The organism is Mesorhizobium sp. B1-1-7 (genome assembly GCF_006442705.1).
Taxonomy (GTDB): domain Bacteria; phylum Pseudomonadota; class Alphaproteobacteria; order Rhizobiales; family Rhizobiaceae; genus Mesorhizobium; species Mesorhizobium opportunistum.
Genome location: NZ_VFWQ01000026.1, coordinates 1 through 14,404, shown reverse-complemented (window position 1 = coordinate 14,404; position 14,404 = coordinate 1). Strand labels below are relative to the sequence as shown.

General features: G+C 63.7%; 16 protein-coding genes. 10 read left to right on the top strand and 6 right to left on the bottom strand.

The window, feature by feature from the left end; genetic code table 11:
- Window positions 1-5: 5 nt before the first annotated feature.
- Window positions 6-1,385, bottom strand: a complete 1,380-nt coding sequence (locus FJ978_RS30265; RefSeq protein ID WP_140576415.1) for a serine hydrolase — start codon at window positions 1,383-1,385, stop codon at window positions 6-8.
- Between the two features lie 282 nt (window positions 1,386-1,667).
- Here FJ978_RS30265 and FJ978_RS30260 point away from each other — a divergent pair, with 282 nt between their 5' ends.
- Window positions 1,668-2,462: a GH25 family lysozyme gene (locus FJ978_RS30260; protein WP_140576414.1), complete on the top strand. Its 795-nt coding sequence runs from the start codon at window positions 1,668-1,670 to the stop codon at window positions 2,460-2,462.
- Window positions 2,463-2,625: 163 nt separating this feature from the next.
- On the top strand, window positions 2,626-3,804 hold the full coding sequence (locus FJ978_RS30255) for a lytic murein transglycosylase (RefSeq protein ID WP_140576412.1): 1,179 nt from the start codon (window positions 2,626-2,628) through the stop codon (window positions 3,802-3,804).
- A 55-nt stretch (window positions 3,805-3,859) separates the two neighbouring features.
- Here FJ978_RS30255 and FJ978_RS30250 read toward each other — a convergent pair whose 3' ends face one another.
- Entirely contained in the window at window positions 3,860-5,080 is a 1,221-nt protein-coding gene (locus FJ978_RS30250; protein ID WP_140576411.1) for an alanine racemase, read from the bottom strand.
- Between the two features lie 223 nt (window positions 5,081-5,303).
- On the opposite strand from FJ978_RS30250, the gene FJ978_RS30245 reads away from it, so the two are divergent.
- Complete coding sequence (locus tag FJ978_RS30245) at window positions 5,304-6,233, top strand: DMT family transporter (RefSeq protein WP_140576409.1); 930 nt, start codon at window positions 5,304-5,306, stop codon at window positions 6,231-6,233.
- 370 nt (window positions 6,234-6,603) lie between these two features.
- Here FJ978_RS30245 and metF read toward each other — a convergent pair whose 3' ends face one another.
- Complete coding sequence (metF, locus tag FJ978_RS30240) at window positions 6,604-7,521, bottom strand: methylenetetrahydrofolate reductase [NAD(P)H] (RefSeq protein ID WP_140576407.1); 918 nt, start codon at window positions 7,519-7,521, stop codon at window positions 6,604-6,606.
- Window positions 7,521-8,543: a metalloregulator ArsR/SmtB family transcription factor gene (locus FJ978_RS30235; protein WP_140576406.1), complete on the bottom strand. Its 1,023-nt coding sequence runs from the start codon at window positions 8,541-8,543 to the stop codon at window positions 7,521-7,523. Before FJ978_RS30235 ends, metF begins: the two co-directional genes overlap by 1 nt.
- Window positions 8,544-8,732: 189 nt before the next feature.
- Here FJ978_RS30235 and tsaA point away from each other — a divergent pair, with 189 nt between their 5' ends.
- From tsaA to FJ978_RS30215, 4 genes are all read left to right on the top strand, one after another.
- Window positions 8,733-9,272, top strand: coding sequence for a tRNA (N6-threonylcarbamoyladenosine(37)-N6)-methyltransferase TrmO (gene tsaA, locus FJ978_RS30230; protein WP_140576404.1), 540 nt, complete (start codon window positions 8,733-8,735; stop codon window positions 9,270-9,272).
- On the top strand, window positions 9,269-9,583 hold the full coding sequence (locus FJ978_RS30225; RefSeq protein ID WP_140576403.1) for a DUF2293 domain-containing protein: 315 nt from the start codon (window positions 9,269-9,271) through the stop codon (window positions 9,581-9,583). Before tsaA ends, FJ978_RS30225 begins: the two co-directional genes overlap by 4 nt.
- 126 nt (window positions 9,584-9,709) lie before the next feature.
- Window positions 9,710-10,672 (top strand): D-amino acid aminotransferase, encoded by a 963-nt coding sequence (locus FJ978_RS30220; RefSeq protein WP_140576401.1) that lies wholly within the window; start codon window positions 9,710-9,712, stop codon window positions 10,670-10,672.
- A gap of 132 nt (window positions 10,673-10,804) precedes the next feature.
- Window positions 10,805-11,647, top strand: coding sequence for an SDR family oxidoreductase (locus FJ978_RS30215; RefSeq protein ID WP_140576400.1), 843 nt, complete (start codon window positions 10,805-10,807; stop codon window positions 11,645-11,647).
- A 50-nt stretch (window positions 11,648-11,697) separates the two neighbouring features.
- Here FJ978_RS30215 and FJ978_RS30210 read toward each other — a convergent pair whose 3' ends face one another.
- Both FJ978_RS30210 and FJ978_RS30205 read right to left on the bottom strand, forming a co-directional pair.
- Entirely contained in the window at window positions 11,698-12,315 is a 618-nt protein-coding gene (locus tag FJ978_RS30210; RefSeq protein WP_140576398.1) for an MOSC domain-containing protein, read from the bottom strand.
- A gap of 4 nt (window positions 12,316-12,319) precedes the next feature.
- Window positions 12,320-12,961, bottom strand: coding sequence for a TetR/AcrR family transcriptional regulator (locus FJ978_RS30205; protein WP_140576397.1), 642 nt, complete (start codon window positions 12,959-12,961; stop codon window positions 12,320-12,322).
- A 125-nt stretch (window positions 12,962-13,086) separates the two neighbouring features.
- On the opposite strand from FJ978_RS30205, the gene FJ978_RS30200 reads away from it, so the two are divergent.
- The 3 genes from FJ978_RS30200 to FJ978_RS30190 form a co-directional block, all read left to right on the top strand.
- A complete protein-coding gene (locus FJ978_RS30200) occupies window positions 13,087-13,509 on the top strand; it encodes a tautomerase family protein (RefSeq protein WP_140576395.1) in 423 nt (140 codons plus the stop codon).
- A 19-nt stretch (window positions 13,510-13,528) separates the two neighbouring features.
- On the top strand, window positions 13,529-13,927 hold the full coding sequence (locus tag FJ978_RS30195; protein ID WP_140576393.1) for a glyoxalase/bleomycin resistance/extradiol dioxygenase family protein: 399 nt from the start codon (window positions 13,529-13,531) through the stop codon (window positions 13,925-13,927).
- Between the two features lie 105 nt (window positions 13,928-14,032).
- Window positions 14,033-14,404: isoprenylcysteine carboxylmethyltransferase family protein (locus FJ978_RS30190; RefSeq protein ID WP_140576392.1), on the top strand; the 372-nt coding region annotated here is incomplete at its 3' end.

Here is a 14,404-nt window from a genome sequence, read left to right as displayed (position 1 = left end):
GCGTTCTAATGCAATGCCTTTACCAGCGCTCCCACCATCGTCCGCGGGCGGTAGCCGAGCTTGGCAGGCGTCAGGCCGAGCCGTACCACCACCAACTGCTCGGACGGGATGATGGTGACGGTCTGCCCGTCATGACCTTGCATCCAGTAAGTGTCCTTGGGCAGGCCCGCTGCGACACCAGCGCCAGGCTTCTCCTCGTCGCCGGGTGCTTCGATCCACAACTGGCCCTTGCCGTAGACATTGGACGCCGGTGCTGGTTCGCGCATCCAGTCGACGAAGCCGGCCGGCAGGATCTGGTTACCGTTCCAGACGCCGCCCTGCAGCAGGAACTGGCCGAAGCGCGCCCAGTCATGCGCGGTGGCGTAGAGATAGGACGAGCCGACGAATGTGCCCTGCTCATCGGTTTCGAGCACCGCACTGTGCATGCCGAGCGGCTCGAACAGCGCGCTGCGCGGCAGTGTCAGCGCCTTGGCCTTGTCGCCGATCGCGTCCTGCCAGAGCCGCGACAGCATCACCGCCGTGCCGCTCGAATAGGAAAACACCTTGCCGACTTCGCCAGTCAGCGGCTTGGATTCGGCAAAGCTTGCCATGTCGGGTTCGAGATAGAGCATGCGCGTGACATCGGCGACGTCGCCGTAATCCTCGTTGAATTCCAGCCCGCTCGACATCGCCATCATGTCGGCAAGGCTGATCGCGGCGCGGCCATCTGTCTTCCACGGCGCGAACAGGCCCTTGTTGTCGATGGTCATCTTGCCGTCCTTGATCAGCGTGCCGATGATGGCGGCATTCACCGTCTTGGTCATCGACCAGCCGAGCAACGGCGTCTTGGCGGAAAACCCCTCGCCATAGCGTTCGGCGACGACGCGGCCGTTCTTGACCACCACGATCGCCCGCATGCCGGCGCCGGTCAGCGCCGCATCGTCGAGCAGCTTGCTAAGCACTGGATCCTGTGAAGCGTCGACCCGCTCGCCCTCCGGCCACAGCGTGTCCCGGCTGGTCGCGGCGGGCTCGACATGGACGGCCGTGCGCCGCGCCTTGCCGACATCGCCGTCCGGAACGGAGGCGCAGCCCAGCCCGTCGCGGGCGACGGCGACGCTCTTGCCGAGGAAGCCGAGCAAACCAGCGGAAACGGTACCGCGGTTCTTGTCGACCGAAACCCGCATCAGCCGCAGCAGTGGATGGCCCGGCGCCTGCACGTCGACGGCAAGCACCTCGTTGGGGTCGCGCCCGGCTATGAAGACATTGGAGCAGACGATCTTGGCCGAATAGCCCGAGCCGACGCGGATCAATTCCGGCGGCGCGATATAAAGCCAGGCAAACAAAGCGGCGACCGCCAGCACGCTCAGGCCAAGCAGCCATTTGACGATCTTGACGACGATCCGCATTTGTTTCCTCCCAGGCTGTCGCCCGAACCTTATGTCATCGATTTGCCGCCATTGCTTCCGCAAAATCGGAGCTCATGTCGAGCGCCGTCAACCGATTATCAACCATGATCGGCGATCACATGGATGCGTGTCGCCCAAAGCTGCGCAGCGATTTTGGGACAACGATATGCACGAAAATGGATATGCTGGGCGATGCTGTGGGGCGATCGCTCGGAGGGGGCCAAACCGGCCATCGATTCACAGACCCATCAGCGACCGGCTGAATCCGGCTTGGAAGTTGTGATGCGCCGTCTTGCGGCTCTTTTCATGCTGACGCTGCTTGGCGCCTGCTCGACCGTGGACGATCTCTCGCCACTGTCGCCATCCAGCAGCGCGACGGTCGCCGTACGCGCGCCGCGCTTCGGCGATTCCAAGCCGCATGAATGGGACAGCGGGGCGCCGTGGAATTATGCCGTTCATGGCACCGACGTCTCCAAGTATCAGGCCTCGGTCGACTGGCCGGCAGCCAGGGCGAGCGGCATTTCCTTCGCCTTCATCAAGGCGACCGAGGGCGGAGACCGCTTCGACGAATATTTCAACGAGCATTGGGCGCGCACCAGAGCCGCGGGCGTCCCACGCGCGGCCTATCATTTCTTCTACTTCTGCACGCCGGCGGCCGTCCAGGCGCGCTGGTTCATCCAGAATGTCCCCGTCGACCGCTCCTCGATGCCGCCGGTCCTTGACATGGAATGGAACCCGAAATCGCCGACCTGCAGGCTGCGCCCGGACGCGGCCACGGTGCGCGCGGAGATGAGCACCTTCCTCGAAATCGTCGAGCGGCACTACGGCAAGAAGCCGATCATCTACACCTCGGTCGATTTCTTCGACGACAACGAACTGTCGACCTTCCGCGGCTATCCCTACTGGCTGCGCTCCGTCGCCGGCCACCCGCGCGAGAAGTACGGCAGCCACCCCTTCACCTTCTGGCAGTACACCGGCACGGGCATCGTTCCCGGCATGACCGGCAAGTCCGACATCAACGTGTTCAACGGCAGCGAAGCCGCCTGGAACAAGTGGCTGCGGCAGAACACCCGCTGATATCACCTTCTATAACGGGCTGCGGCAGAAGAACCGTTGACACCGGGCCTGCCGCCTGCTTTTCGACACAGCCAGCGGTAATGAGTGCAACCGCCGGTAATTCAGGGCGTTGGGCTTACCGGCAAGCCACCACATTACCCCTCTTCGTTTCGAAAGGAAGCCGATGCGACTGCGTTCTCGAGCCCTCGCGGCGCTGTTCCTGTGCGCCATGGCCTTGCCGGCGGTGGCGCAGGAATGCGGCGGCGACTTCGAAACCTGGAAACAGGGCGTCGCGGCCGAGGCCAAGGCGGCAGGCGTCGGCCCTGTCGGCCTAGATGCGCTTGAAGATGCCAACTTCGACGAGAGGGCGCTGGCGCGCGACCGCGCCCAGGGCGTCTTCACCCAGACCTTCGTCCAATTCTCCAACCGCATGATCTCGGCCTACCGGCTGAAGCAAGGTGCGGCGAACATGAAGAAATACGCCGATGTCTTCGCCCGCGCCGACCAGCAGTTCGGCGTCCAGGCGCCGGTCATCACCGCCTTCTGGGCACTGGAGACGGACTTCGGCGCCGTGCAGGGCGATTTCCACACGCTGAGCGCGCTGGTCACACTGTCGCATGATTGCCGCCGCCCGCAACTGTTCCGGCAGCAGCTCGTGCCGCTGCTGGAACTGATTGATCGCGGCGTATTGCCGGCCGATGTCACCGGCGCCTGGGCCGGCGAGATCGGCCAGACCCAAATCCTGCCTTCGGACTATCTGGCCCGCGGCGTCGATGGCGATGGCGACGGCAAGATCGACCTGCGCGGCAGCGCGCCCGACGTGATCATGACCACGGCCAACAAGGTGCTGTCGCGCGGCTGGAAGCGTGACGAACCCTGGATCCAGGAAGTGCGCGTGCCCGACGAGATGCCGTGGGACCAGACCGGGCGCACCAACAAATTGCCGCTGACACAGTGGGCGCAGTGGGGCATCACCAATCCCGACGGCTCGCCGCTCGTCGACAAGGGTCTCAAGGCTGGCCTCGCCTTGCCCATGGGCCGCAAGGGCCCGGCCTTCCTCACCTACGACAATTTCGACGTCTATCTCGAATGGAACCAGTCCTTCACCTATGCGCTGACCGCGGCCAACCTCGCGGCAAGGCTCGCCGGCGCACCTCCGCTTGATCCGCGCAATCCTGAACCAGGCCTCGACAATGATCAGATGAAGGCATTGCAAACCAAGCTCGAAGCGAGGGGCTACGATGTCGGCACGGTCGACGGCATCCTCGGCACCAACACCCGCGAAGCCGTCCGCAAGGAGCAGATGCGGCTGGGAATGCCCGTGGACGGCTGGCCGACACCGGAGCTCTTGGGAAAGTTGTGAATGGCGAGTAGCGAGGAAGATAATGCCCTATTCGCTACTCACTATTCCCTATTCGCTAATCCGCCATCGTCTCCAAACTGGCAAAGCCCTGCGGCGCGTCGCCCTCGTCGAACGGCGTCGTCACCTCGACGAATGTGTCGGGATAGAACCCGTTGAAGCGGGTCCGGAGCGACAGCGAGTAGGCGCCGATATGGCCGATCTCGATCCAGTCGCCGGTGTCGACGGTTTCCGGCAGCCAGAATGGCCGGGACAGGATATCGACGGAATCGCAGGTCGCGCCGCAGACCTTGAACGGCACGATGTTCTTTTCCTCGCCATTGCGCGAGCGGATCGCCGGATCGGGAATGAAGCGGGCCGGCAGCGTGATCTTGCCGGTCCATGAATCCGACAACGACGCCCAGATGCCGTCATTGATGTAGAGCCGCTTGCCCTTGCGCAACAGCACCCGCACGATCAGCGACAGGCAGCGCGCCACGATCACCCTGCCTGGCTCCGCCACCAATGGAATCTGGTCGAACTGGTATTCCTTCAGGTCGCCGGAAAGCCGCGACATGATCTGGCCGAGCGACGGCATCTCGATCTGCTTGCGGTTGGGATCATGGCCGTATTCAGCGGGAAAGCCGCCGCCGACATCCAGCCCGGCAATATCGAAGGTCAGCCGGTTGCGCACCCAGTCGGCCGAGGCCAGCGCCCGTTCATAGGTGTCGGGGTCCTCGATCTGGCTGCCGACGTGGAAGCAAAGCCCAACCCGGTAGCCGGTGCGGTTCAGCCGCTCGGCGAGCTCGACCGCATAAGCCGGTCCGGCGCCGAACTTCTTCGACAATTCGTAAGCAGCCGATCCTTTCGTCTGGATGCGCACGAACACGCTGATCGCACCCGGATCGATATCGAGCGCCCGCACCACGCGCGTCAGCTTGGTGATCTCGTCCTCATGGTCGAGCGAGATGACGCGGATGCCGTATTTCTCCAGCGCCAGCTTGATGTCCGATTGCGCCTTGACCGGGTGCATATAGAGCATCTCGGCATCAGGCGAGACGGCGCGCACGGCGGCGAATTCGCCCGGCGAAGCGACGTCGAAGGCAGTGACACCAGCCTCGACCAGGGTCTTCAGCACGATCTGTTCGCCATTGGTCTTGACCGCATAGGCGGTCTTGCCGGGAAACATGCCCATGAACTGCCTGGCGTCGGCCTTGAGCACCTGCGGGCGGAAGCAATAGACCGGATCGTCCGGGCGAAGCGCCAGAGCCGCCTCGCGGGCATTCTCGAATCGTTGCATTGACGAATCCTCGACTTCGGCCTGCGCACAATTAATCCAAGCTAGCGGCCAATGAAAACAATTCTGTGTCTCGTGCGCCCGGCGCAGCGACTCTAGTTTTGGGGCAGCGTTTGCCATCGATCAGGTTTCGGGTGGCCCTTGCCGCCGAACCCGATATGCCATCTGCCTGACCGGTCGGGATTCAGACCGGCATTTCAGCCCGTCTTGGAGGAGGATGATTCACATGGCAATGGCCGCGACAGCACCGCCACGCGGACCGATGACGCTAACCGACTGGGGGCAATTGCTGCTGCTCGGTGCGATCTGGGGCGGCTCGTTCTTCTTCGCCCGCATAGCGGTGGCGGAACTTCACCCGCTGGTGCTGGTGCTGTTTCGCGTCGCCATCGCCGCGATCGCGCTGCAGCTTTATCTCGGCCTGCGCGGCCCCTCCTTCCGCCTCGCCCTGCCTCACGCCGGCCTGTTCTTCATGCTGGCCTTCACCAACAACGTCATCCCCTTCTCGCTGATCTTTGCCGGCCAGACGAAGCTTGGCGCCGGTGTCGCCTCGGTGCTCAATGCCACCACGCCGTTCTGGACGCTGATCCTCGCCAATGCGCTGACATCGGACGAGAAGCTCTCCTGGAACAAGCTTGCCGGCATTGCGCTTGGCGTTGCCGGCACCGCGGTGATGATCGGACCGGGCCTGCTCGCCGGGCTCGGCGGCCCGGTCTGGGCCAAATTCGCGCTGATCGGCGCTTCGCTGTCCTATGGCATCGCTCTGATGGTCGCACGCCGCTTCAAGGGCGTGCCCTCGCCGGTCATCGCCACCGGACAGATGACCGCCTCGACCATCATCATGATCCCGATCGTGCTCTTCGCCCATGGCCCGGTCGGCCTGTTCTCGGCCTCGCCGCCCGTATGGACAGCCGTCTTTGCGCTGGCGCTGCTGTCCACCGCCTTCGCCTACATCCTCTATTTCAACCTCGTCGCCTCGGCCGGGGCCACCAACGCCTCGCTGGTCACGCTCATCGTGCCGGCCAGCGCCATGCTGCTCGGTTTCATGTTCCTCGGCGAACGGCTCGAACTGTTCGAGATCGGCGGTGTAGTGCTGATCGCACTTGGCCTTGTCACCATCGATGGGCGGCTATTTGTCAAAAGGGTAGCGCTGCCATGACACAGCAACGACACGCCGTCGCCACAATTTATTCACAGGCCTGAAGCGGGTTTTTGCGCAGGAGTTTCAAAGCCTAACGGCAAAACCGGGGTCGCAAATTCCACAATTACGTCGCAATGCAGCACATTTTCCGCTTGCCTGTGGCACAAATGAACCTAGACTCCCACTCATAGCTCTTTAAGAGGAGGCTATGTCATGGGACTTACGAGGCCAATCAACGCATTGATGATCTGTGCTGCGTTTGCTTTCATCGGCGCCCTCATTATGGGCGTCCTTCCCTGAACCCGCCAAACCGGGGAAGACCAGCACCAAATAGTCCAGACAATTCGAAAGGCCGGGTTTTTACCCGGCCTTTTGCTATTCAGCGTGCCTATGCCGCGGCCGACCCCGCCACCTCGGCCTCATGCGAACGGATGCCGATCATGTGGCAGATCGCGAACACCAGGTCGGCCCGGTTCATGGTGTAGAAATGGAAGTCGCCCACCCCGCGCTCGACCAGGTCCAGCACCTGTTCGGCGGCCACGGCTGACGCCACCAGCGCATGCGTCTGCGGGTCGTTCTGCAGGCCGTCGAAGCGCTCGGCCAGCCATGCCGGCACCAGCGCACCGCAGCGCGCCGAGAAATTAGCGACCTGGGTGAAATTGTGCACTGGCAAGATCCCGGGAACGATCGGGATGTAGATGCCGGCGCGGCGCGCGCGCTCGACATAGCGTTCATAGAGATCGTTGTCGAAGAAGAACTGGGTGATCGCCCGCGTCGCGCCATTGTCGACCTTGCGCTTCAGCATGTCGATGTCGGTGGCAAAGTCAGGGCTTTCCGGATGCTTTTCCGGATAGGCCGAGACCGAGATGTCGAAGTCGCCGGCGCCCTTCAGCGCGCCGACCAGCTCAGCCCCGTTGGCATAGCCGTCCGCATGCGGACGGTAGGCGGTGCCGACACCTGCGGCCGGATCGCCGCGCAAGGCGACGAAGCGCTTCACGCCCATGTCGGCGAATTCCTGGATGACCGCATCGACCTCATGGCGGGCAGCGTCCACGCAGGTCATGTGCGCGGCCGGCGTCAAGCTGGTTTCCTGCAGGATGCGGCTGATGGTGCGCGCGGTCCGCTCGCGCGTCGAACCGCCGGCGCCATAGGTCACCGAGACGAATTTCGGCTTCAGCGGTTCCAGCCGCGTGACCGTGTCCCAGAGCCTTGCCTCCATCTCGTCGGACTTAGGCGGGAAGAATTCGAACGAAACCCGGACCTTGTCGCCAATGTCGGGGCGGCGGGAAAAACGGAACTGGTTCATCAGGCGATTTCCCCTATCGAGGTCACTTTGGTCTGCTGACTGTCATTGGCGGGATCGGCGATCAGCAGGCGCCGGTCGCGGCCAAGCCAGAGTTTTACCGTGAGCCTGGCCTCGTTGCCGCCGCGCGGCTCGAACTCCTGGGCGTCCTCGAGGTCGAGGCCGGCCTCGGCAAACCACTCGCCGATCTGCCGGTCGGAGAAGCCGAGCCGCATGTGGGCATGCTCTTCGCGCAGGAACTCCAGCGTGTGCGGTGCAAAGTCGACGATGACCAGCCTGCCAGCTGGGCGCAACAGCCGCGCCGCCTCGTGGATGGCGCGGGCCGGATCGTCGAGGTAATGCAGCACCTGATGGATGGTGACGAGATCGAAGGCGTCGCGCTCGACCGGCGGCGAAAAGATGTCGCCCTGCCGCACCTGCGCGTTCGAAACGCCGGCCTTGTCGAGATTGGCGCGCGCCACCGTCAGCATCTCGCGCGACATGTCGATGCCGATGCCGCGCCGGTAGAGCGGCGAGAAGATTTCGAGCAGCCGCCCGGTGCCGGTGCCGAGATCGAGCATCGACTGGAACGGCCGCTTGCCGACCAGCTTCAGCATGGCGGCCTCGACGGCGCGGTCCGGCACGTGCAGCGAGCGGATATGGTCCCAGCTCGCCGCGTTCACCGAGAAATACTCAGTGGCGCGATCCTGCCGCTTGCGCTTGACCGAGGCCAGCCGCTCCAGATCGCGCTCGACCTGCGGATCGGCACCGCGAATGCCCGATACCAGCCCCATGACGAAGTCACGCGCGGAATCCGCATCCGACAGGCGAAAGAAGGCCCACGAGCCTTCCTGGTAGCGGCCGATCAGCCCTGCCTCCAGCAACAGCTTCAGGTGCCGGGAGACACGCGGCTGCGACTGGCCGAGAATTTCGGTAAGATCGGAAACCGTGAGGTCGCCGCGCGACAACAATGCCAGTATGCGCAGGCGGCTGGATTCGGCCGCCGCCTTCAATGTGTCCACCATGGTGTCGAGTGAGACGTGCATCAGCGTATTCTTTTCAGCTATTCACTTTGAAAAAGATATAAACATATGTTTATGTCGATTTTCAAAACCTTGCAAGCGCTATGTCGCTTCCGGACAAGAAAATGCCGCATGCGTGATTTCCCGGCGCATATCTCCCAAAAGTGCGCAACGGTTTTGGGGCGATGACATGCACCAGCAAGAGATGGTAGAATGACCGGACCGCGTGAGATGTTCGAGACACGAGAAGGCGAGCGGAGGCTGGACCATGATCCGGCAACAATGCCGCCCGATGCCGGCGTCGTCTTCATCGGCCGCATCGCCTCGCCATGGACGACGCGGGAAAGCTGCCCGAAGAACATGCGCGCTGCGCGTGAGACCGGGCAGCCCGCCATGCTCACCATCGATGCGCCTTATCGCGAAGGCCTGCGCGGCCTGGAGCGGGCCAGTCACGTCGTCATCCTGTCCTGGCTGCATCACGCGCCGCGGAATCTGATCGTGCAGAAACCGCGCCATGCGGCTGAAGCCAAAGGCATATTCGGCCTGCGCTCCCCTGCCCGCCCGAATCCGATCGGCCTGCATGTGGCGCGGCTCGTGGGACTCGACATCACCACCGGGCGCGTCGATCTCGACGCCATCGACGTGCTCGACGGCACGCCGGTTCTCGACATCAAGCCTTACTTCGCCTCGACCGATGCCATTGCCGAGGCGACCGTTGAGGGGCGAGAGGAATCCGATCGGAGTCAGCGATGACCGCGCCGACAGGCCGCCGCCGCGCCATCGCCAAGGCGCTGACAGCGCTTCTGCCGCTGGCGCCCTATGCCGACATGGAAAAGATCCGCACGGATGCCGGCTCGGTGCATATGAAAACCTTGCCGCCGTCGATCGCGGTGTGGCTGGCCGCGATTGCCCATATCCGCCATATGCACACCGATTACGAGAAACTGCTGACCGACGGCTATGACCGCGACTCGGCGCGTTTCTTCGTCATCGAGCAGACCAACGTGGTGCTGACCCGCTGGCGCGCGACACGGCTGCTTGACGCCGACGACGACGAAGAATGACACGTCGCAACCACCTCGTCAGCACGGCCGGATCGTCCTGAAGGACAAACAGCGCCGGGCAGGTGGCTCTATGCCTTCTCCCTGGCGCCGATAGCCTGCTGATCCGTTGCGCGAGAGGAGGCCCCGATGGACCAGACCACGGCAAAACAGGGTGCGAAGCCGCTGCCCACGGTCAGCGAGCATCACGTTGACCCGCATTCCTATCCCGACGGCATCGCCTTCCTCGACGGCCAGTATCTGCCGATGTCGCAAGCCAAGATATCGGTGCTGGACTGGGGGTTCCTGCATTCCGACGCCACCTATGACACCGTGCATGTCTGGGACGGCCGCTTCTTTCGCCTTGATCTGCATCTCGACCGTTTCTTCGGCGGGCTGGAAAAACTGCGCATGACGATACCCTTCGACCGCGACGGCGTGGCCGAGATCCTGCACGATTGCGTGGCCTTGTCGGGCCATCGCGCCGCCTATGTCGAAATGCTGTGCACGCGCGGCGCCTCGCCGAGCTTCAGCCGCGACCCGCGCCAGGCGATCAACCGCTTCATGGCGTTCGCCGTGCCGTTCGGCTCCGTCGCCAATGCCGAGCAGTTGCGGCGCGGCCTGCGCGTCGCCATCAGCGACAAGGTGCGCATTCCGCCGGTCTCGATCGACCCAGCGATCAAGAATTACCACTGGCTCGACCTGGTGCGCGGCCTCTACGATGCCTATGACCGCGGCGCAGAGACCGCATTGGTTCTCGACTTCAACGGCAACGTCGCCGAAGGCCCGGGCTTCAACGTCTTCTGCGTCAAGGACGGCAAATTGTCGACGCCGGCCATCGGCGTGTTGCCGGGCATAACGAGGCGCACCGTATTCGATCTCTGTGCCGAGTCAGGCCTTGCCGCGACGGCCGCCGATGTCAGCGTCGCCGCGCTGCGCGAAGCCGACGAGGTCTTCATCACCTCGACCGCCGGCGGCATCATGCCGGTGACGGAGATCGACGGCGCAGCGATCGCCGGCGGCAAAGTCGGACCGGTCACCAGCCGGCTGATGGCGCTCTATTGGCAAAAGCACGACGATCCGGCGTGGTCGAGTGCGGTGAATTATCGCTGACGCCAGACGTCTCATTCAAAAAAGTTCCCCCTCGCCTCTGGAAAATCGCGGGATAGGCCGTATATGCCCGAAAGCGGAGAAGCCTCCGCTTTCATCAGAAAATTGCGCCCGCAGGGGCAAGGATTCCACATCATGACAAACAAGGTTTGGTTCATCACCGGATCGTCGAAGGGCTTTGGCCGCGTCTGGGCCGAGGCCGCGTTGGCACGTGGCGACCGCGTTGCCGCTACGGCCCGCGATGCCGGCACGCTCGCCGATCTCGTCGAGGAATATGGCGACAACATCGCTGCGATAAAGCTCGATGTCACCGACAAGAAAGCCGTCGATGCCGCGATTGCCGAAGCGCACAAGCGCTTTGGCCGGCTTGACGTCGTCATCAACAACGCCGGCTACGGCCATTTCGGCGCCATCGAGGAAGTCAGCGAGCAGGAAGCTCGCGACCAGATCGAAACCAACGTGTTCGGCGCGCTCTGGGTCACGCAGGCCGCACTGCCGATCATGCGGGCGCAGCGGTCCGGCCACATCATCCAGATCTCGTCGATCGGCGGCGTCAACGCCTTTGCCTCGCTCGGCCTTTACCACGCGTCGAAATGGGCACTGGAAGCCTTCAGCCAATCGCTGAGCATCGAGGTCGCGGAATTCGGCATCCATGTCACGCTGGTCGAGCCGGGTGGTTTTTCCACCGACTGGGCCGGCCCGTCGGCCAAGGTCTCCCAGGCGATCGAAGCCTATGCGCCCGCCCGCGCCAGGATGGCCGAGCGCCGCGCCAACTCGGTCGCCGGCGATCCCGAGGCGACAGGCCCGGCGATGCTGGCCATCGTCGACGCCGCCGAGCCGCCGCTCAGGGTATTCTTCGGCGACGGCGGCCTGCCGATGATCCGCCAGGAATACGCCAACCGCCTCGCCACCTGGGAAAAGTGGGATGAGGTTTCCATCATGGCGCAAGGCGCCAAGAAGAACCGCAAGGCTGCCTGACAGGGCCTCGGCTGCGCGGCCAAGGGCTGCGCAGCCGCACCGTTCCCGATCTAGGTGGGATAGATCCACTGCTCCGGCACCCGCGCCGAAATCTCTTCGCCGGCCCTGATCGTCCCGGGCTTTTCCACCCAGGCGACCACGCCGCGCAGGCGCTTGGCCGCCTTCGGGAACAACAGCACACCGGCTTCGATGTCGGCCATCCCGGCATGTTCGGCGATCGACCGGCCGGCGATGCGGCATGGTCCGTTCTGTGCGTCGACCTTGAGGGTCACGCCGCCCTTGAAGAACAGCAGCGTGCCGGCCGGCAGCATCGACAGATGCGGCACGCCTTCGATCACCAGATTGGCGCCGATCCATTCCGGCTTGATCTGGGCCAAGCCCATCCGTTCGGCGACGATGGCGAGTTCGTCCACGGCCACGATCGACAGCTGCCGTTCGTTGCGCATTTCGGTGCCGCGTGGATACCAAGGCTCGCGGCCGCCCGAGCGTCGCGTCGCGCCTGCGTGGAAATCACCCGATATGCCGTCGAAGCCCAGCCGCAACTCCTCCACCGGACGCGTCTCGAAATGATCTGACGGCGCGACATAGAGAGCGGCCGCGTGTGCGGAAAGCTTCTTTGCCGGGATGATTTCGACCGGCTTTTCGGCCTCGGGGAAGAGATCCAGCATGGCTTCAGTCCTTGGATGACACGCCCTGGTTTTGCCCTTCGGCCGGCAGAGCCGCAAGAGCGGTTTGGGCCAAAATACGCAACTCTTCGACCGACGCGCCATCCCGCGCCTGGATCGACATGCCGTTCATGACACCGGCGAGGTATTTGGCAAAGCCCTCGACCGAGAGAGCTTCAGGAAAGTCGCCCATCGCCCTGCCCTTGGCCAATCGTTCCGCGATCGCCGCTTCGCTCGCCTTGCGATAGGCCTTGAGTTCATCCGCAATGGCTTGCGCCTGCGGCGAGGCCGCCAACGCACCGCTGACGAACAGGCATCCGCCGGGTTTGCCGGGCCTGGAATAGGCCTCCGCCGCGCCGAGCAGCAACCGCCGGATCGCCTCCCGCGTCGGCACCGGCGCGCTCAGCGCATCCAGCGCAAAGCCGATCTCGGTCTGGTGGTAGCGCGTCAGCGCCTTGCGGAACAAGGTCTCCTTGTCGGTGAAGGCGTTGTAAATCTGCGGCGGCGTCAGCCCCATCGCCTCGCGCAGCATGGCCAGCGACGTCGCCTCATAGCCATGCTCCCAGAACAGGTGCATCGCCGCATCCAGTGCCTGATCGGCATTGAACGCACGCGGCCTGCCGCCGCGCGGCTTTTCCAAATTATCCATAGCGATCGATACGAAACCTGTTGACTCGCCTCCGACGCATAACGTACCAATCGATACGAAACATGGCAAGCCGGGAAGACAATCCGACTGGCAAGGCCGTGCAACCCGAGGACGAGGAGAGCCGAATGCCAATCACCGTGACCGCCCCCGAAGGCGTACTGACCCCGGCCGGAGAGCGCCAAATCCTGCCACGCCTCAGCGCCGCCCTCATCGAAGCCTCCGGTGCCACCGGCAATTCTTTCTTCACCGCGATCGTCGGCGGCACGGTCCACATTTTACCGCCTCACCACATCTATGCCGGTGGCGCCAATCGGCCGGTCGTCATGGTCGAACTGAAATTGCCGAACATCGGCCTTGGCTCGGTCGAAGCCCGCAAGGACTTCATCCTCGCCGCCGCCGTGATTGTCGCCGAGCTCTGCGTGCCGGACCACAGACCTGAAAACACCTGGATCAACATCGTCAACGCGCCCGACGGCGGCTGGGGCATTGGTGACAGGCAATACTCAGGCGACGCGCTCATCGCAGCCGCCACCGCCGCCGCGCACTGATCTGGCAAGGAGCGGTAGGATGCGGCTCTCCCCTTCGCTGTTCTTCACCACCGGCTGCGAACCGGCATTGGCCTTCTACGAACAATGCGGTTTTGGCCGGGGGACGATCCTGCTGCGCTGGGGCGACAACGACATGCCGGTGCGGACCGAAGCTATGCGCGGAAAAATTCTGCATGCGCGGTTTGAAGGTCCGGGTGTCCTGTTCCATGCCTCCGACAATGACGATGCGGAGCCGATGAAAGGCTCCGCCATGATGCTGGAGTTCGATGACCTGGCCGTCATGCGGGAGCTGTTCGCCCGCATGGCCGTAGGCGGACGGATCACCGTGCCCCTGGCAAGGCAATATTGGGGAACCTTTTTCAGCATGCTGGTCGACGCCTTTGGCGTGCAGTGGATGTTCAGCTGTTCGGGCGAATGAGGGCGAGGATCACGATCTTCTTACTGGAAATGGAACCAGCGCCGTATTGCTGCCGCGCCGAGCCGGCCTCATGGTAACGTCCAGATAAATTGACGGAGGTTCGTGATGCGCCCCGGCACGGCAATCGCGCTGCTTTGGTTGATCTGGGCGGTATCGTGGGCCGCTGCGGCGCTCTGGGCCGCCCCGGCAATGAAGCGCGCCGGCTTTCAGGCGGAGGCGCCGTACCGCGCGGTGCTGATATTCGGCACAATCCTGCTGTTCATTCCGGCGCATAACTATGTCGGCCGTTTTCGCCTGTGGTTCCCCAACCTTGCCGTGGCCTGGACCTGCGTCGCGCTGATCGCCATCGGCCTCGCCTTCTCATGGTGGGCGCGGCTGCACCTTGGCCGGCTGTGGTCGGGAACGGTCACCGCCAAGGCCGAGCACCGCGTCATCGACACCGGGCCTTACGGCCTCGTTCGCCACCCGATCTACACC

Bases quoted from the DNA above. Each gene is read 5' to 3' on its own strand.
- FJ978_RS30205 (WP_140576397.1), bottom strand. From the start codon at position 12,961: ATGGATAATTTGGAAAAGCCGCGCGGCGGCAGGCCGCGTGCGTTCAAT.
- tsaA (WP_140576404.1), top strand. From the start codon at position 8,733: ATGACCGGACCGCGTGAGATGTTCGAGACACGAGAAGGCGAGCGGAGG.
- FJ978_RS30235 (WP_140576406.1), bottom strand. From the start codon at position 8,543: ATGCACGTCTCACTCGACACCATGGTGGACACATTGAAGGCGGCGGCC.
- FJ978_RS30195 (WP_140576393.1), top strand. From the start codon at position 13,529: ATGCGGCTCTCCCCTTCGCTGTTCTTCACCACCGGCTGCGAACCGGCA.
- FJ978_RS30215 (WP_140576400.1), top strand. From the start codon at position 10,805: ATGACAAACAAGGTTTGGTTCATCACCGGATCGTCGAAGGGCTTTGGC.
- FJ978_RS30245 (WP_140576409.1), top strand. From the start codon at position 5,304: ATGGCAATGGCCGCGACAGCACCGCCACGCGGACCGATGACGCTAACC.
- FJ978_RS30250 (WP_140576411.1), bottom strand. From the start codon at position 5,080: ATGCAACGATTCGAGAATGCCCGCGAGGCGGCTCTGGCGCTTCGCCCG.
- metF (WP_140576407.1), bottom strand. From the start codon at position 7,521: ATGAACCAGTTCCGTTTTTCCCGCCGCCCCGACATTGGCGACAAGGTC.
- FJ978_RS30265 (WP_140576415.1), bottom strand. From the start codon at position 1,385: ATGCGGATCGTCGTCAAGATCGTCAAATGGCTGCTTGGCCTGAGCGTG.
- FJ978_RS30210 (WP_140576398.1), bottom strand. From the start codon at position 12,315: ATGCTGGATCTCTTCCCCGAGGCCGAAAAGCCGGTCGAAATCATCCCG.
- FJ978_RS30220 (WP_140576401.1), top strand. From the start codon at position 9,710: ATGGACCAGACCACGGCAAAACAGGGTGCGAAGCCGCTGCCCACGGTC.
- FJ978_RS30225 (WP_140576403.1), top strand. From the start codon at position 9,269: ATGACCGCGCCGACAGGCCGCCGCCGCGCCATCGCCAAGGCGCTGACA.
- FJ978_RS30200 (WP_140576395.1), top strand. From the start codon at position 13,087: ATGCCAATCACCGTGACCGCCCCCGAAGGCGTACTGACCCCGGCCGGA.
- FJ978_RS30260 (WP_140576414.1), top strand. From the start codon at position 1,668: ATGCGCCGTCTTGCGGCTCTTTTCATGCTGACGCTGCTTGGCGCCTGC.
- FJ978_RS30255 (WP_140576412.1), top strand. From the start codon at position 2,626: ATGCGACTGCGTTCTCGAGCCCTCGCGGCGCTGTTCCTGTGCGCCATG.